Genomic DNA, 14,750 nt, shown 5'->3' on the forward strand with positions numbered 1-14,750 from the left:
CCAACCGCCCCAGCACCAACACCCCCCGGGGGTATCGATGACCAGCGACTTCAGCCGCCTTGTGGCCGCCACTCCCGGCCTGCCCTGCCGTCCCGACCCGGCCCTGTTCCACAGCGACTACCCGCCGGACCGGCGCCGGGCGCAGGGCCTGTGTGCCGGCTGCCCGCTGCTAGCGGCGTGTGAGGCGTACGCGGTGGCCTCGGGTCAGGTGTGGGGGGTGTGGGGCGGGCGGGACTTCACGGCGGTGGTGACGTACTGCGGGACGGAGCGCGGCCACCAGATCCACGTGCGCAACGGGGAGGCGGCGTGTGGGCCGTGCCGGGAGGTTCATGCCCGGCGGCTGGAGCGGGCCCGCCGTGCCCAGCTGGCGATCGAGCACGCGAAGGGCGGCACGGTCCGCGGCTACGACATCCACCTGCGGCTGGAGGAGGTGGCGTGCGGGCTGTGCAAGGCGGCGAGCCGGGAGAAGTCTCGGCAGCGCCGGGAGCAGGCGCGGCGGGGGCTCCAGCGTCCGCGTACCGCCTCCCCGGCCTCCGGGTCCACCGCCACGCTGCCGGGCGCTCAGGCGGGCGTACACGGCCTCGCTGCTGCCAGTTGACCAACCATCACCGAGGAGACCGACATGGAGCACACCGACGCGCCCACGCTGCGCGATCACGTTGCTGACGCCCTGCGCCCGTGGCTGCTTGGCGCCGACGAGGCGGACGTGGAGCACGCTGCCGACGCGGTGCTGGCCAAGCTGCCCCCGCCCGTGGACCGGGCCACCGTCCTGCGTGAGGCCGCCGACGCGCTGGACGAGTCCGACACCCTGCGGGACCTGACGGACGACCACATGGCCGACGTGAACGCCGCCGCGAACGAGCTGCGCCGCATGGCCGACGAGGCCAGCCGATGAGACACCTCACCACCGCCCTCACCACGGCCTACGCCCTCACCGCCGCCGCGCTCATCCACAGCGGCCTCACCGCCGCACAGCAGGGCGCGCCCGGCCACGCCGCGCTCTGCGCCGCCACCGCCATCCTGCTCGGCCTCGGCATCGTCCACCACGCCTACCACCGCGACCAGTTGCGCACCGCCCTCGCCCACCTCGAGCGCGCCATACGGCCGACGGGCCCGAGCGAGCAGCAGCTCGCCGACGAGGCCGCCCTCGGCTGGCACGCGCTGGCCATGTCCTGCTGCCTGACCGGGCTGATGTCCGGCGGCGTCGACCACGAGACCACCTGCACCCGGAAGGACCACCACGCATGACCCAGCCCACCACCGACCTGCGGGCCGTCGTCCGCGCCATCGACGCCCTGACGACGCAGGTCAAACGCGTAGCCGACCGGTCGCCGACGCCCGTCGCGGACGGTGACGACGGCGCAGCGACGACGGCCACGACGTGCCCCGCCCGCTACGCCAGCACCGACCCCATGCGCTGGTGCATCCGCCCCGCCGACCACGACGAGCACCACACCGACTCGGCAGGCTTCCACTGGGCCGACCACCTCGCGGTCTACCCGATGCCCGGCGGCGTGGTGGCGCCCTTCATCACCGTGCACGGCGACCCCGACATGAGCACGGCCGCCCGCGAAGCCCTCGGGGCGCTGGCCGACGTAGCCGCCCGACAGATGGCCGCCCCCTGCGCGCAGCACCCGAGCGCCCCGGTCATCGGCGGCCTCTGCGGCGGATGCACCGTGTACCTCCCCGCCGACATGAGGCGCCCGCCCGCCTGTCGGATCATGGAGACCCGGACCTGCCCCCCGTCCTACAACGGCCCCTGCGGCGACCGACCGTGCGCACGGTTCGAGTCGGACGACCCCGCGCCATGGCAGGACAGCCCGGCCGCCGACGAGGACGCGGTGCGCACTGCCCGGCGCTCCAATCTGCGCGACCTTCGCGCCCGGCTGGCCAGCAGCGTGCCGCTCACCCGCAAGGAGTCCGACCGTCTCCGCAGTCTCCTGGCCGACGAGGTGCGCGACGGGGACACAGCGCGGGCCAAGGCGGGCGACCTGGCCGAGACGTGCAAGCGCGAGCGGCGCCGCGGCGATGTGCTGGCCGAGGAGCGGCATGCCGCGCAGGCCGCCATCGAGCGGGTGCGCGCCGAGTGCCGGGCCATGGAGTCGGACCTGGCCGGTGCAGAGGACGACGGGATGCGCGCAGCCATCAACCGCGTGCGCTACGCCCTGGACGGCACCGAGTGACCGCCCCGCCCGCCCCGCGCCCCCTGACCCAGCGACAGCGCGATCTGCTACTGCACGTCGCCGCAGGCGGCACCAACGCCGCCATCGGCCACGCGATGGGCATCCACGCGTACACCGTCGCCGGACGGCTCGGACGGATCTACGCCGCGCTCGGCGTCCCCGACCGGGCGTCCGCCCTCGCACTCGCCATCTACCGGGGCGACATCACCCCGGCCGACCTCGCCCGCATCCACGGCGACCGCCTGCCCACCACCGAAGGGAACTGACCATGCCCATCGACGCCTTCGGCCTCACGCCCCTGCCGCCCGTCCGCATCATCGGCGGCCCCCGCCTCACCTTCACCGCCGGCCCGGACCGGAACGGCAGCGAGCAGCTCATCGACGTGGACCGTCACGCCCCCACCGACCCGAGGGAGCGGGCGCTGTGCCGGGCGCTCCTCACCCACGCGCTGCGCCTGCTGGACGAGAGCGAGCAGCAGCCCGACACCCGTTGACGCAGGCCAGACGCCCCGTCACCCCGTCCGACGACGGCAGGTGACGGGGCGTCGTCGTGTCCCCCTACTCCGTCGCCGCCGCCAGCGCACTCCGCAGCCGGCGCATCGTCTCCGCGTCCCTCGCCCGCGCCTCCCGCAACCGCCCGCACTCAGGGCAGCCCTCGCTACCCATCGACTGCGCGGGCACCATGGGAGACCCCGGCCCCGGCCACCCCCGCTCAGCCATCAACCGCACCACGTCCGCGCGGTACACCCGAGCCGACCCCCGCGAGCCGTGGTGGTCGGCGGTTCGCAGCTCACCGCGGTCAATGCAGCCGCGCAGCACAGCTCGGGTGATGCCTGCCAGTTGGTACGCCGTGGACTGCTGGATGATCTCTTCCTCGCCCTGCGGCAGAGGCACTTGTTGGTTCGCCATGACCAACCAACCAGAGCCGCCAAGGCGGGGACACGCTCGCACGGGCAGCGTCGCCCGCGAGGCTGACGACGACAGTTGACGTGCGTCGTCACGTCCACACCTCCGGGCCCACCCCGCGCCAGTCGATCAACGGCGAGCCCGGCAGCTCCTCGGGCTCCAGCTCCAGCCCCGCCCGGCGCAGGAACTCCGCGAGATCCCGCAGCGAATGCGCGAGCCCCAAGATCTCCCCATCCACGCGCACCCGACGGCCGCCCGACGAGGACGGCGGGGCGACGACGACACGCAGGGGACTGGCCACCTGACCAGCGTCACCCCGGCGACGATGGGGCGCAGCCGGGGCTACGCCGACCGGCCCTTGCCCGCCGCGATCTGGCCGGCCGTCTCCCCCGTCACGCCCATACGCTCGCCGATCACCCGGTAGGTGTGGCCGCCCGCCTTCGCCGTGCGCACCGCCTGCTGCCGCACGTCCGCCACCAGCCGGTGCAGCTCGGGCCACTCGCGCAGCACTTCGGCGCAGGCCGCCGCCCTGTCCAGCGCATCCGGGATCGCCTCCAGCGCGCGCAGCGCCTCACGCACCCGCTCAACCTCACCAGCCACCACGCCACCTCCCGGCCCGGAGCGTAGGCCCGCACGATCACCCGTCCAGGGGGTACCCACTGGCGTCCAAGGGGTACCCCTTGGTACCGTCACGACGGGCCCGACGACGACCGACGACGCCCTACAACTGAACGAGCCCCGCAGGTGCGCTAACACCGGACGGGGCTCTGACCACCGGAGAGGTGAAGTCTCCATGGCTGACCGCAGCGTACCCGCAACCACGCCCGTCCACGAGGACGCGAACGCGACCACCGCGCAGCTCCAGCAGCGCGCCGCCGCCGACCTCACGGCCGCCCGCGCCGCCGCCGAGGCGAAGCAGGAGCAGGGCGGCACCGGCAACCGGCAGGGCATCCTCCCCGGCGGTGGCCACTGATGCGCGCGCTCTACATCCTCGCCATGATCTGGCCGCTGGTCATCATCGCGTTCCTCATCGGGCGGCACCTCTGATGGCCGCCCCCTGGTACGCCCGCGTCGCCACCACCGCCGGCCGCCCCGCCGTCCTCGGCGCCACCCTCATCATGTCGATGCCCGGCGAGTACCACGTCGCCCGCTTCGCCGGATGGACCGACCCGTGGGCGTACGGCATGCCGTTCTCCCTCAGCGCCTACGCCGGTATCGCCGCGGTCGTGGCCGCCACCCGGCCGAAGGGGGCACGCGGCCGGTTCTCCGCCACCGTGGGCGCAGCGTTCGCCATCGTCCTCGCGCTCGCCGCGCAGGTCGTCGCGCACCTGGTGACCACCGGGCACATGGACCACGACCAGGCGTGGCTCATCGCGGTCACGTCGATGGTGCCGCCGGCCGTGCTCGCGCACCTGCTGCACCTCGCGGCCACGCCGACGCCGGCCACCGAGCGGGTGCCTGCGCCCGCCCCGGCCCCGGCCCCGGCCGTGAGCGTGGAGCGCACCGAGCAGCCGCCCGCGCCGGTCGTGCCGGTCGTCCCGCCGAAGCCCGAGCAGGCGCCCGCGCTCCCGGCCGAGGAGCAGCAGGCCATCGAGCCCCCGGTCCCCGCGCCCATCGCCTACCGGGACCCGCGCTGCGCCGCCATCCGCCCGCTGTACGACGGCGGCTACCGCCCCGTCACCAGCGAGATGCGGGCCGCGCTGGTCGACGCCGGATACGGACGCGTCGGCGACAGCACGATCCGCGAGAAGATCCGCGCCGAGGTGGAGCAGCACGAGCCGCACCTGAAGCAGCTCCCGCCGGCCATCGGCCGGACCGCGTAGGGGGCCGCCGTGCTCACCGTGTTCTTCGTGCTCGCGGCCGTCGGCGGTGTCCTCGGCCTGGCCCTTGTCGACCTCCGCACCGTCCCGCCCATCACCGGGACCTGCGCGCTCATCCTGACCCTCGCGGCGCTCGGCGTCGCCGTCCTCCGCTGAAGGACTCCGCGTGAACTTCTCCCCGCTCGACATCCCCACCTACGGTCTCGTGTCCCTCGGTGGCGTCACCATCGGACTCAGCCTGGTCGCCTGGGACTTCACCCACTGGTGGACCGGCCACAAGAAGCGCCTCAGCTTCAAGGCCCTGGCCCGGCTCGTCCCGCAGTTCCTCTGCCTCTCCTACGGCGCGCTGCTCATCCTGTCCGCAGGCGGCATCATCGGCGGCATCGCCGACTGGTCCCTGTGGGGCACCAACACCGCAGGCAACGTGGTCCTGGTCTACGGCCTCGGCGCCTCCACGCCGAACGTCACCCGAGCCAGCCACCTCGCGCTCACCCCCGGCGGGCACGCCGCGGTCATCGTCATCACCGTCGTCATCGTCGCCGTGTGCAGCCGCCGGGGCTTCCGCTGGGACTTCGTCCGGCAGATCCTCGCCGGGATCAGCCTCGGTCTCGCCTCCAGCATCGCGGGCGCCGTCGGCCTGGTCGTCGCGCCATCCGTGTCGTGGGCCGGCGACTACGTGACGGGGCTGCTGTGAGGCGCCGCGCGGCCGAGGCCGAGCCGACCCGGTCCGCCATCGAGCCTGAAGGTGTGGCGGGGGAGAGCGAGGAGGGCAGCGACCGCGGGGTCCGCGTGGCCGCCGTGGTGGTCGCCCTGGTGATCGTGTGGCGGCTGGTCGTCGTCTTCCCGTACGTCGCCTACGTGATCGTCGGCGTGCTGGTCTGCCTCGGCTGGCAGCGGGCGGGCGGCTGGCTCGCCCGGCGCCGGACCCCGGCCGCCGAGGAGGAGCAGGCCGCCGAGCAGCCGGACGTGGGCGCGGCGCTGCGCCGCCTCGTGGGCGACGACAACGGCGTACTGCTGACCCGGCTCCGCGACGACCTGAAGCTGCCGGACACCAAGGTGGTGAAGCGCCTCCTGGACGACGCGGGCGTGAGCTGGAAGGCAGTCCGCACGCCGCGCGGGAACGGGCCGGGCGTGCACGTGAAGGACATCCCGGCCGCCCCCTCTCCCGCTTCTGCCGACGCGCACGGGGACGGTTGTTGTTGCAGGTCAGGCGACAACGCCAACAGCGACAACGCCGACGGAGAGGGGCCCCGAGAGGGGGTGCGTGTAGACCGCACGCTCGGCTTTACGCGCCTCTTCGACCCCGGCGACGCGGCCCGCTTCCACAAGATCAGCAAGCCTTAAGACCCCGGGGCGGGCGCCCGCCTGGCAGCTAGCCGCCCGCCCCGAGTCCCATCCCAACTGCGAGACGGAGACGCCATCATGGCACTCGGATTCAAGAAGCCCATCGAGCCCGACGACCCCCGCCTGAAGGGCCGCGAGACGGAGTATCAGGGCAGCAGGGGCGGCTGGTTCCCGCCCGAGAAGAAGCCGGTCCCCGGCGCGAAGAAGAAGGGAAAGCAGTGAGCGAGATCGAGCCGTACGGACACCCCATTGACCGGGCCGGGCAACCCACCCCCACGCTTACCGCTGAGGACATCGCCCGCCGCCTCGCCGAAATCCACGCCCTACAGGGCGACGACGAGGCCGCGCATGGAAGGACCGACGATCTGCACCGGGACGTTCTCACCGCCATCGCCGCCGGAGCGCCTGATGCCCCACTGCTGGCCGCCGCAGCGCTCCGCACCGAGACGCTCGGCTTCGCCCGCTGGTGCGCCTGACCGCTGTCACACCCCACTGCCACACTGAAGACTCGGGCCCCACCGTGAAGTTCCCCCGACGGCGGGGCCCGGCCGCGTCCAAAGAATCTTCGTTCACTGTGCAACCACACAGGCCCTTCACGAGTCATACACCCGCAGCTCACCTACTCCACCCTCGGGGGACACACATGACTCAGCAGCCGCAGCAGCCCGGTTGGAACGGCCAGGAGCAGCCCGGCCAGCAGCCCGGCCAGCAGCCGCAGGGATGGGCCGGACCCGGCGCCCCGCAGCAGTGGGGCCCGCCGCCGCAGCCCCCGAAGAAGACCGGCGCCGGGAAGATCATCGGGCTCGGGTGCCTCGGCATCATCGGCCTGTTCGTCCTCATCGGCATCATCGCTGCCGTGGCCGGCGGAGGCGACAGCGACGAGGGCAGCAAGAAGCCGGCCGCCGCGCACAGCACGCCGAAGGGCGAGGCGGGCAAGAAGGCCGACAAGCCCGCCGACACCACGTCGCAGGCGCAGCAGTTCCAGGCGTGCGTGGCCAAGACGGGCACGCCCGGAGAGCAGGCGGCCGTCAAGCACGTCACCAAGGTGACCGGCGCCGACAAGCGCAACGACGTGCTGGACGCCGCCGAGGTGTACACCGACTTCAAGGGCGGGCTGATGAGCAAGGACGCGGGGCAGGCCAAGCTCATCGCCAGCGCGTTCACGTCCTGCTACAAGTCGGACAACGGTCTCGTCACCGTGTACGGCTCGGACGGCGACATGATGGCCAACGCCAACTACTGACGCCCGCAGGTCTAGGCTGGCCGCATGGACGACATGGGAACCGCAAGCACCAACGACCCACGCGTCACCGTGCTGTGGGAGCGTGATGGGCGAACCGTCCGGCTGGGCCTCGCAGTCGAACCCGAGGAGTGCCCGCGCCTCGCCACGGACCTGCCCTCCGTAGACTGACCTCGTACCACCCGAAGCCCCGTCGACCAGCGTCGTCGGGGCTTCGTCGCGTCCGGCGGATTGCAGCCCCCAAGATCCTGGTCCGCCCGAAATCCGTACCGTCCTGCCCAGGGAGGTGCGGTGGCGCGGCGACAGCCCCAACACGATCTCGGCCTCGTGCGGCAGCACGAGGTCGTACGCCTGCGTACCCAAGAGCGGATGCAGTTCCGGCAGATCGCCGAGCACCTGCACTGCGACGTGAAGAACGTCTACGAGGCGTGGAAGCGCGGCGTCGCCGACCTCGCCAAGCAGGCCGCCGACGCGCACGGCGAGTACCTCGGCGAGCAGCTCGCCAACCTGGACATAGCCATCAACTCCCTGATGCCGAAGGTCATCAAAGGCGACGTACGCGCCGTCGAAGGACTGGTCCGCCTCTTCGACCACCAGGCCAAGCTCCTCGGCCTGTACGCCCCGGTGAAGGTCAACGCCACCGTCACCGATGCGCTGACCGCCGAGATCATGAGTCTGGCCGACAAGTTCGAAGACCTCGGGACCCCGTCGTGACGCGTACCGAAGCCCTGCGTGAGCGGCTCCAGCACCTCCCGCCCGAGGGCCTGGAGCTACTCAAGCGTGAGCTGGCCGCGCGGCTGTGGCAGAAGCGGTGGGACCGCTGGACGCCGTACCCGTGGCAGGTCCCCCCGGCCCACGTGGAGACGCTCGGCTGGTGGCTCCAGCTCGGCGGGCGCGGCACCGGCAAGACCGACGGGTGCGCGCGCTACATGGTCGCCCATGTCAACGGACCCCCGTGCGACGACCGGCTGCCCGGCGGGCACCGCATGGCCATCATCGCCCCCACCCAAGGCGACGCCGTGGAAGCCTGCGTCAACGGACCCTCGGGGCTGCGCGCCCACGACCCGCGGGTGGTGCTGCGCACGACGGCGGGTGGCACCTTCGCGCGTTGGCCGTCCGGGGCCGAGGCCAAGTTGTTCGGGGCCCACACCCCGGACGACGTGGAGCGCCTGCGCGCGGGCGGTAACCGGTGCCTCGTGTGGATGGAGGAGGTCGCCGCGCAGCGCCGCCTCGGCGAGGCCATCACGCACAGCGAGATGGGTCTGCGCATCGGCCCGAACCCGCACTACATCGCGTCCACCACGCCCAAGCCACGCACCGAGCTGATCGCCCTCACCAAGCGCAGCGACGTGGTGATGACCCGCGGCCGGACCCGTGACGCCATCCACCTCCCGCAGGAGCAGCGGGACAAGCTCATCGCCAAGTACAAGGGCACCCGCACCGAGGCGCAGGAGCTGGACGGCATCCTGCTGGAGGACATCGAGGGCGCGCTCTGGTCGCGGGGTGGGATCGACAAGGCGCGCGTGGGCGCTGTGCCATCCCTGGCCAGGGCCGTCGTCGCCATGGACCCGGCCGCCACCTCGCACGATGAGTCCGACGAGATGGGCATCATCGTGGCCGGACGCGGCACCCAGTACATCCCGGACGCCAACGGATTCGCCCGCCAGCACGGCTACGCCCTGGACGACCTGTCCGGCCGCATGCCCCCCATCGAGGCCGCACGGAAGGCGATCCGCGCGTATCACCACTACCGGGCCGACGCGATCGTGGCCGAGGTCAACAACGGCGGGGACTGGATCGGGACCGTGATCCGGCAGATCGACCCCACGGTGAACTACCGCACCGTGCACGCCAGCCGGGGCAAGGTGACCCGCGCCGAGCCGGTGGCCGCGCTCACCGACCAGGGCAGCGCCCACATCGTCGGCAGCCTCCCCGAGCTGGAAGAGCAGCTCGTCTCGTGGGTGCCCGGCGACTCCAGCCCCGACCGGCTCGACGCCTACGTCTGGGCCCTTACCGATCTCATGCTCGCCCCCGCGGGCAACACAGCCGCGATCGCCTGAGGAGGACGACTTGAGTAGCTACAGGAACCGGGCGCTACGGCGCGCGGCCGAGGCGCGGGCCGGCGGGCTCGACGCGCTCCGGGACCGCACGCCCATCACCGTGGCGTCGATCGGCGGACAGCAGTCCCTCACGATGGCGCTGGACGCCGAGGCCCGCGGCTATGCGAACAGCGCGGTGGCGTACCGGTGCGTGGACGCCATCGCCTCCAACGCCGCGTCCGTGCCGCTGGTGGTCCGCCGCCCGGACGGCGAGGTCATCGACGGGCACCCGGTCGCCCGCCTGTTCAACAAGCGGCCCAATGAGCTGATGAGCGCCCGCGCCTTCAAGTCCCTGCTGCTCCAGCAGTTGGAGTTGGCGGGCCAGTCCTTCGTGTGGCTGGACCGTGGCGAGACTGGCCTTGGCGACGTGACCGAGATGCACCTCGTCTTCGATCAGGTCGACGTGATCGTGGACCGGCCGCTCGCGCAGCGCCCCACCACGGCGAACGTGATCGGGTTCATCATCCGGCGCGCGGACGGCACGCAAGTCCCGGTGCTGCCCGAGGAGATGCTGTGGCTGCGCTACCCGCACCCGTGGGACCCGCTGGGCTGCCTGGCCCCGTGGAAGGCCGCCCGGCACGCGGTGGACATGGACGCCTTCGCCCGCGAGTGGCAGCGATCCAGCTACGCCAACGGGGCCCGCCCGAGCGGCGTCGTCTACCTCGGCGACATGGGCGAGACCGAGTTCAACCAGGTCAAGGCCGCATGGCGCTCCTCGATGCAGGGCCCGGCGAACGCTGGCAAGAACCTGCTGGTCCGGTCCGAGCCTCGCGCGGGCGGCAGCAGCGGCATCGGGTACGAGCGGCTGACGTTCACGCCCGAGGAGATGGAGTACCTGGAGTCCCGCGTCGCCAACGCCGAGGAGGTCATGCTGGCCTTCGGTGTCCCGCGTGACTACCTGCTCGGCGGGACGACGTACGAGAACCGCAGCGCCGCACGAGGCACCCTGTGGTCCGACACGATCACCGGCAAGCTGGAGGTCATCGGCTCCGAGATCGACCTGCGCATGCTGCCGTCCGACGGCGAGGAAGCCGAGTTCGATCTCTCTGGGGTGGCTGCGCTCCAGGAGGCGCAGGACTCCGTGGCCAACCGGGTGCGGGCCTCGGTGTACTCCGACACGCTGATGATGGACGAGGCGCGCGCCGAGCTGGGCTACGACCCGCTGCCCGGCGGGATCGGGCAGAACACCCTCACCCCGTACCGCGCCCTCTTCGCCCCCGTGCAGGGGCAGGCTGGGGCCGACGACGCCCGGTCGTGGGACGCCGACTTCTCACGTCTCCCGCGACCGACGACGCCTGACGTGGGGGCCGTCGTGGAGCGGGCCGTGGAGTCCGTCCTCGCCCGGCTGCTCGGCGGCACGTCGCCGCAGGTCGACGCCCACCCGACGCCCCGTCTGGAGCGCGCGGACGACGCCCCGTCGTCGCCGTCGCTCGCCGAGATCGGCGCCGCGTACGACGAGTTGGAGGGCGCAGGCCGGCGCGCGGTGCAGGCCCTCGCCCGCGAGCAGCGAGAGCGGACCCTCCGCGACTTCGACCGGCTGATGAAGAAGCCCGAGCGCAGCGCGCAGTGGCTGACCGAGGTGCGCACCGAGGCGTGCGCGCTGGCCCGCGAGCAGCAGCTCACGCTCGCCCCGCCCGACCCCGAGCAGGTGCCGGCCGCGCGGCTGACCGACATGGATGTGGCGTCCGGGCCCGAGGGGTGGGAGGAGCGCATCAAGGTGCGCGAGCTGTTCGACCCCCGCTACTGGAGGCGGCGGACGGGAGAGGTGTTGAAGCCGTTCGTGGAGCGGGCGTGGAAGCGCGGCGGCGCCAGCATCTCGGGCAGCTTCGACCTGGACGAGCCGGACGTGGCGCAGGCGCTGCGGGACCGGATTGAGGAGCTGGCCGGGCAGGTGACGGCGACGACCGAGCAGGTGCTCCGCTCGCAGCTCCTCGCGCACGGCGTGGCTGAGGGCGAGTCGGTGCCCGAGCTGCGCGCCCGCATCCAGACCGTCTTCGCCAACCTCGGGGACTACCGCGCGACGATGATCGCCCGCACGGAGACCGTGGGCGGGTACAACGCCGCCTCGTTCCTCGCCGCGCTGGACGCCGGGGCGACGCGGAAGACGTGGCTTGCCACGGCCGACCAGCGCACCCGCGAGACGCACCGGCAGGAGAACGGCCGGGCCGTCGCCATGAACAAGCGCTTCACCCTCACCAAGAGCCGGTGGCCCGCCGACCCGACCGCCCCCGCCGCGCAGTCCATCCAGTGCCGATGCGCGCTGACCTTCGAGTTCGAGGAGTCCTGACCGTGGCCACCCTGCTGCGCGGCGAGGTCCGCGCCATCCTCCAGCCCGCCGGGCTTGCTCAGTACCAGGACGCCTACTGCCCGCCGGGCGTGCCCTTCGCCGAGGTCAGGCGCGGGCCCTTCGACGGCAAGGCGGACATCGCAGTCCGGCCGGACGCCGACGGCGAGCTGCCCAAGGTGATGACCTTCGGCGGCGGCCGGGTCGCCTACGAGTACGACGGCCGCGACGGGCAGGGCCGGGCCGTCTACCGGTACGCGCCCCGCCTGTCCCCGTCCCACCGCGACGTGATGAACGGCGTGGCCGAGGTCTACGCCGAGCACGCCCTGAACAAGGCCAAGGGAGGCCAGTGATGGAGATCGAGTTCCGCAGCCTGGAGGACATCGAGCTGCGCGTAGGCGAGGGCGAGGACGGCACCTTCGAGGGCCGCGCCTGCCAGTACGGCGTGGTCGACAGCTACGGCACCACGTTCCACCAGCGCGCCTTCCGCAAGGGCCTGAAGGGCACGTACGCCCTGCTGTTCATGCACTCGCCCCACCAGCCCGTCGGTACGTTCACCGCCGAGGAGCGGGACGACGGGCTCTACATCAGCGGCCGGTACGACGACACGGCAGCCGGACGCGACGCGCGCACCATGGCCCGGTCCGGGTCGGCCGGCGAGCTGTCGGTGGGCTTCGTGCGCACCGACCTGCCCGACTGGTCCAAGCTGGCCGAGATGAGCGACGAGGACCGCGAGGCCGCGCTCGCCAACATCAAGGGCGCCCGGCTGGTGGAGGTCTCGCAGATCACCGCCCGCATGGCGGCCGTGCCCGGCTCGAAGCTGAAGACCGTGCGCAGCGCGCTCGGTGACTTGTACGCCGAGGTCGACGCGCCGACGATCGCCGACCGTATCCGCGAGGAGCAGGGGCGGCGAGCGGCCGAGACTGACCGGCATATGCAGGAGCGGGCCCGGCGCGCTGCCCTGCTGAAGCTGACCACGGTGGGGGGTGCGTGATGCGTCGCTTCGTCAGCAAGGCGCAGTGGCGCATGGCGTTCGCCCGGCGGCTGCCGTTCGCCCGGAAGTGGGCCCACCGCAACCAAGCGAGCCAGCCGTACCGGACGCTGCCCCAGCATCACGGCGGCACCGGGCGGCGCGGCCGACGACGCCGGTAGACGCCCGTCGCGGGGCGGATTGCAGCCCCCACCCGCACGCACACCGCCAGTCGATCTACTCTCCCCCCATCCGGGCCGCTCGCACCGGACGTAAAAGCCGCGAGCATGCCGGGCGCGATCCACCGGCCGTGACAGACGGACCGCAGACACCCATCACGTATGGGCGGCTGCGAGCCGTCCACTGGCCGAGAGGACAACCGGTGAGCAACTTCGCCAAGGTCCGCCCCATCGGCTACCGCAAGGGCCGCGCCTCCATCGGTGAGGACCCGGCACAGCGGTACCCGATCTACGCCATCAAGGGCGGCGCCCCGACCCTGCTGGAGCAGCGCGACGAGGTCGTACGCCTGCTCCAGGACCCCAACTTCGACGGCGACGTGGCCGAGCTGCTCCAGCGCGCCGACCAGATCACCGGGCAGATCGAGCAGGCCAACCAGCGCGACGCCCGACTCCGCGCCCTCCAGGCCGCAATGCCGCCCGGCGACCCGCAGCCCCAGCCCGGCCAGCGGCAGCAGCCCGGCATGGGGCCCGACGACCAGGGCCAGGACCACCCGGTCACCGTCGCCGAAGCGTTCGTCCGCTCCAAGGCGCTGGAGAACTTCCGCGCCAACGGCAAGCAGGGCAAGTTCGCCGTAGAGCACCGCGCGGCCCCGGCCGGCACGGTCACCACGGGCACGCAGCCGCAGCAGAACACCCGGGTGCCGGGGATCATCCCGCAGAACCCCGACCTCCCGCTGCTGATCGCCAACCTGCTCGACAGGCAGACCAGCGACGGGACCACGCTGGAGTACATGCGGGACACCTCGGGCCCGCAGTCCACGTGGAACAAGGCGGCCGTGGTCGCCGAAGGCGCGGACAAGCCGAAAAGCGGTCCGTTTTCCTTCGACCTGATCACGACCACCCTCAAGACCGTCGCGCACTGGGTGCCGATCACCAGGCAGGCTGCGGACGACAACGCGCAGCTCATGGGCTACATCAACGGGCGGCTGACGTACGGCCTGGAGTACAAGCTCGACCGGGAGATCCTCACCGGCAACGGCTCCTCGGAGATGCAGGGCATCCTCACCACCCCCGGCATCGGCACCTACCAGCCCGGCTCCGGGTCCACGGACCCGAAGCTCATCACCGTCCGCAAGGCCAAGACCCAGGGCGAGCTGGCGCTCTACCCGCCGGACGCCGTGGTCATGAACCCGATGGACTGGCAGGACATCGAGCTGGACGAGGACGCCAACGGGCAGTTCCGCGTCATCGCCAACGTCACCGACCCGGGCGCCCCGACGCGCCTGTGGGGCCTGGTCGTCGTCACCTCCGTGGCAATGTCCGCCGGCACCGCGCTCCTCGGCGGGTTCCGGACCGGGGCCACGCTGTGGGAGCGGCAGGGGATCACGATCCTCATGACCGACAGCCACGCGGACTACTTCACCGCGAACACGCTGGTCATCCTGGCCGAGCGCCGCGCGAACGTGGCGGTGCACACCCCCGCCGCCTTCGTGAAGATCACGTTCCAGGCGCTGCCGTAATGGCCGGCGAGCAGCAGGTCACCCTCGTCAAGGGCGGGACCCGACGCGAGAACAAGGGCACCACCACGCTCCGCGTGGTCGGTGCCGCGCCCGCCCTCATGGACGGCACCACCAAGCCCGCCATCGCCGACCTCACGGCCGCCCCCACGCAGGCCAACTTCAACACGCTGCTCGCCGCCCTGCGGACGCGCGGCGTCATCTCCTAG

The 14,750-nt window shown here is 72.4% G+C and carries 26 protein-coding genes; 23 read left to right on the forward strand and 3 right to left on the reverse strand.

From position 1 onward, the window contains the following. Positions 1–37 precede the first annotated feature (37 nt). The 6 genes from OG448_RS15130 to OG448_RS15155 are packed head-to-tail and all read left to right on the forward strand — an operon-like array spanning position 38 to position 2,676. Positions 38–598 carry a WhiB family transcriptional regulator gene (locus tag OG448_RS15130; RefSeq protein ID WP_405554288.1) on the forward strand — a complete coding sequence of 187 codons (561 nt, stop codon included), beginning with the start codon at positions 38–40 and terminating at the stop codon, positions 596–598. A gap of 24 nt (positions 599–622) precedes the next feature. Then, a complete protein-coding gene (locus OG448_RS15135; RefSeq protein WP_405554290.1) occupies positions 623–895 on the forward strand; it encodes a hypothetical protein in 273 nt (90 codons plus the stop codon). Then, entirely contained in the window at positions 892–1,248 is a 357-nt protein-coding gene (locus OG448_RS15140) for a hypothetical protein (RefSeq protein WP_405554291.1), read from the forward strand. The genes OG448_RS15135 and OG448_RS15140 overlap by 4 nt, the downstream gene beginning before the upstream one ends. Continuing rightward, entirely contained in the window at positions 1,245–2,183 is a 939-nt protein-coding gene (locus OG448_RS15145) for a hypothetical protein (RefSeq protein WP_405554293.1), read from the forward strand. The genes OG448_RS15140 and OG448_RS15145 overlap by 4 nt, the downstream gene beginning before the upstream one ends. Then, positions 2,180–2,449, forward strand: coding sequence for a response regulator transcription factor (locus tag OG448_RS15150; protein WP_405554295.1), 270 nt, complete (start codon positions 2,180–2,182; stop codon positions 2,447–2,449). The genes OG448_RS15145 and OG448_RS15150 overlap by 4 nt, the downstream gene beginning before the upstream one ends. Positions 2,450–2,451: 2 nt before the next feature. Further along, positions 2,452–2,676, forward strand: a complete 225-nt coding sequence (locus OG448_RS15155) for a hypothetical protein (RefSeq protein ID WP_405554297.1) — start codon at positions 2,452–2,454, stop codon at positions 2,674–2,676. A gap of 64 nt (positions 2,677–2,740) precedes the next feature. On the opposite strand, the gene OG448_RS15160 is transcribed toward OG448_RS15155, so the two are convergent. The 3 genes from OG448_RS15160 to OG448_RS15170 all read right to left on the reverse strand — a co-directional run bounded on the left by OG448_RS15160 (position 2,741) and on the right by OG448_RS15170 (position 3,688). Further along, positions 2,741–3,091, reverse strand: coding sequence for a hypothetical protein (locus tag OG448_RS15160; RefSeq protein ID WP_405554298.1), 351 nt, complete (start codon positions 3,089–3,091; stop codon positions 2,741–2,743). A gap of 88 nt (positions 3,092–3,179) precedes the next feature. Beyond that, positions 3,180–3,389, reverse strand: coding sequence for a hypothetical protein (locus OG448_RS15165; RefSeq protein WP_405554300.1), 210 nt, complete (start codon positions 3,387–3,389; stop codon positions 3,180–3,182). A gap of 41 nt (positions 3,390–3,430) precedes the next feature. Beyond that, positions 3,431–3,688, reverse strand: coding sequence for a hypothetical protein (locus OG448_RS15170; RefSeq protein ID WP_405554302.1), 258 nt, complete (start codon positions 3,686–3,688; stop codon positions 3,431–3,433). Positions 3,689–3,881: 193 nt separating this feature from the next. Between OG448_RS15170 and OG448_RS15175 the strand changes: the two genes are divergently transcribed. From OG448_RS15175 to OG448_RS15255, 17 genes are all read left to right on the forward strand, one after another. Further along, the gene (locus tag OG448_RS15175; RefSeq protein ID WP_405554304.1) at positions 3,882–4,061 is read left to right on the forward strand and encodes a hypothetical protein; all 180 of its coding nucleotides are present in this window, start codon (positions 3,882–3,884) and stop codon (positions 4,059–4,061) included. A 73-nt stretch (positions 4,062–4,134) separates the two neighbouring features. Next, entirely contained in the window at positions 4,135–4,911 is a 777-nt protein-coding gene (locus tag OG448_RS15180) for a hypothetical protein (RefSeq protein ID WP_405554306.1), read from the forward strand. Positions 4,912–4,920: 9 nt separating this feature from the next. Continuing rightward, complete coding sequence (locus OG448_RS15185) at positions 4,921–5,064, forward strand: hypothetical protein (protein WP_405554307.1); 144 nt, start codon at positions 4,921–4,923, stop codon at positions 5,062–5,064. A 10-nt stretch (positions 5,065–5,074) separates the two neighbouring features. Continuing rightward, on the forward strand, positions 5,075–5,602 hold the full coding sequence (locus tag OG448_RS15190; RefSeq protein WP_405554309.1) for a hypothetical protein: 528 nt from the start codon (positions 5,075–5,077) through the stop codon (positions 5,600–5,602). After that, on the forward strand, positions 5,599–6,252 hold the full coding sequence (locus OG448_RS15195) for a hypothetical protein (protein WP_405554311.1): 654 nt from the start codon (positions 5,599–5,601) through the stop codon (positions 6,250–6,252). The genes OG448_RS15190 and OG448_RS15195 overlap by 4 nt, the downstream gene beginning before the upstream one ends. A 78-nt stretch (positions 6,253–6,330) precedes the next feature. Then, the gene (locus OG448_RS15200) at positions 6,331–6,474 is read left to right on the forward strand and encodes a hypothetical protein (protein WP_405554313.1); all 144 of its coding nucleotides are present in this window, start codon (positions 6,331–6,333) and stop codon (positions 6,472–6,474) included. After that, on the forward strand, positions 6,471–6,728 hold the full coding sequence (locus tag OG448_RS15205) for a hypothetical protein (RefSeq protein WP_405554315.1): 258 nt from the start codon (positions 6,471–6,473) through the stop codon (positions 6,726–6,728). The genes OG448_RS15200 and OG448_RS15205 overlap by 4 nt, the downstream gene beginning before the upstream one ends. Positions 6,729–6,895: 167 nt before the next feature. Continuing rightward, positions 6,896–7,495: a hypothetical protein gene (locus OG448_RS15210; RefSeq protein ID WP_405554316.1), complete on the forward strand. Its 600-nt coding sequence runs from the start codon at positions 6,896–6,898 to the stop codon at positions 7,493–7,495. Positions 7,496–7,519: 24 nt separating this feature from the next. Continuing rightward, positions 7,520–7,663, forward strand: a complete 144-nt coding sequence (locus OG448_RS15215; protein WP_405554318.1) for a hypothetical protein — start codon at positions 7,520–7,522, stop codon at positions 7,661–7,663. Positions 7,664–7,819: 156 nt separating this feature from the next. After that, complete coding sequence (locus tag OG448_RS15220) at positions 7,820–8,206, forward strand: hypothetical protein (RefSeq protein WP_405554320.1); 387 nt, start codon at positions 7,820–7,822, stop codon at positions 8,204–8,206. Continuing rightward, complete coding sequence (locus OG448_RS15225) at positions 8,203–9,552, forward strand: terminase large subunit domain-containing protein (RefSeq protein ID WP_405554321.1); 1,350 nt, start codon at positions 8,203–8,205, stop codon at positions 9,550–9,552. The genes OG448_RS15220 and OG448_RS15225 overlap by 4 nt, the downstream gene beginning before the upstream one ends. A gap of 10 nt (positions 9,553–9,562) precedes the next feature. Continuing rightward, positions 9,563–11,878, forward strand: a complete 2,316-nt coding sequence (locus OG448_RS15230) for a phage portal protein (protein WP_405554323.1) — start codon at positions 9,563–9,565, stop codon at positions 11,876–11,878. A gap of 2 nt (positions 11,879–11,880) precedes the next feature. Next, a complete protein-coding gene (locus OG448_RS15235; protein ID WP_405554324.1) occupies positions 11,881–12,228 on the forward strand; it encodes a hypothetical protein in 348 nt (115 codons plus the stop codon). Continuing rightward, positions 12,228–12,869 carry an HK97 family phage prohead protease gene (locus tag OG448_RS15240; protein ID WP_405554326.1) on the forward strand — a complete coding sequence of 214 codons (642 nt, stop codon included), beginning with the start codon at positions 12,228–12,230 and terminating at the stop codon, positions 12,867–12,869. The genes OG448_RS15235 and OG448_RS15240 overlap by 1 nt, the downstream gene beginning before the upstream one ends. Beyond that, positions 12,869–13,027, forward strand: a complete 159-nt coding sequence (locus tag OG448_RS15245) for a hypothetical protein (RefSeq protein WP_405554328.1) — start codon at positions 12,869–12,871, stop codon at positions 13,025–13,027. Before OG448_RS15240 ends, OG448_RS15245 begins: the two co-directional genes overlap by 1 nt. A gap of 200 nt (positions 13,028–13,227) precedes the next feature. After that, the gene (locus OG448_RS15250) at positions 13,228–14,544 is read left to right on the forward strand and encodes a phage major capsid protein (protein ID WP_405554330.1); all 1,317 of its coding nucleotides are present in this window, start codon (positions 13,228–13,230) and stop codon (positions 14,542–14,544) included. Further along, on the forward strand, positions 14,544–14,750 hold the full coding sequence (locus OG448_RS15255; protein WP_405554332.1) for a hypothetical protein: 207 nt from the start codon (positions 14,544–14,546) through the stop codon (positions 14,748–14,750). The genes OG448_RS15250 and OG448_RS15255 overlap by 1 nt, the downstream gene beginning before the upstream one ends.

The organism is Streptomyces sp. NBC_01171 (assembly GCF_045039805.1).
Classification (GTDB): Bacteria; Actinomycetota; Actinomycetes; order Streptomycetales; family Streptomycetaceae; genus Streptomyces.

Bases quoted from the DNA above. Each gene is read 5' to 3' on its own strand.
- OG448_RS15130 (WP_405554288.1), top strand. From the start codon at position 38: ATGACCAGCGACTTCAGCCGCCTTGTGGCCGCCACTCCCGGCCTGCCC.
- OG448_RS15135 (WP_405554290.1), top strand. From the start codon at position 623: ATGGAGCACACCGACGCGCCCACGCTGCGCGATCACGTTGCTGACGCC.
- OG448_RS15140 (WP_405554291.1), top strand. From the start codon at position 892: ATGAGACACCTCACCACCGCCCTCACCACGGCCTACGCCCTCACCGCC.
- OG448_RS15145 (WP_405554293.1), top strand. From the start codon at position 1,245: ATGACCCAGCCCACCACCGACCTGCGGGCCGTCGTCCGCGCCATCGAC.
- OG448_RS15155 (WP_405554297.1), top strand. From the start codon at position 2,452: ATGCCCATCGACGCCTTCGGCCTCACGCCCCTGCCGCCCGTCCGCATC.
- OG448_RS15160 (WP_405554298.1), bottom strand. From the start codon at position 3,091: ATGGCGAACCAACAAGTGCCTCTGCCGCAGGGCGAGGAAGAGATCATC.
- OG448_RS15175 (WP_405554304.1), top strand. From the start codon at position 3,882: ATGGCTGACCGCAGCGTACCCGCAACCACGCCCGTCCACGAGGACGCG.
- OG448_RS15180 (WP_405554306.1), top strand. From the start codon at position 4,135: ATGGCCGCCCCCTGGTACGCCCGCGTCGCCACCACCGCCGGCCGCCCC.
- OG448_RS15200 (WP_405554313.1), top strand. From the start codon at position 6,331: ATGGCACTCGGATTCAAGAAGCCCATCGAGCCCGACGACCCCCGCCTG.
- OG448_RS15210 (WP_405554316.1), top strand. From the start codon at position 6,896: ATGACTCAGCAGCCGCAGCAGCCCGGTTGGAACGGCCAGGAGCAGCCC.
- OG448_RS15215 (WP_405554318.1), top strand. From the start codon at position 7,520: ATGGACGACATGGGAACCGCAAGCACCAACGACCCACGCGTCACCGTG.
- OG448_RS15240 (WP_405554326.1), top strand. From the start codon at position 12,228: ATGGAGATCGAGTTCCGCAGCCTGGAGGACATCGAGCTGCGCGTAGGC.
- OG448_RS15245 (WP_405554328.1), top strand. From the start codon at position 12,869: ATGCGTCGCTTCGTCAGCAAGGCGCAGTGGCGCATGGCGTTCGCCCGG.
- OG448_RS15255 (WP_405554332.1), top strand. From the start codon at position 14,544: ATGGCCGGCGAGCAGCAGGTCACCCTCGTCAAGGGCGGGACCCGACGC.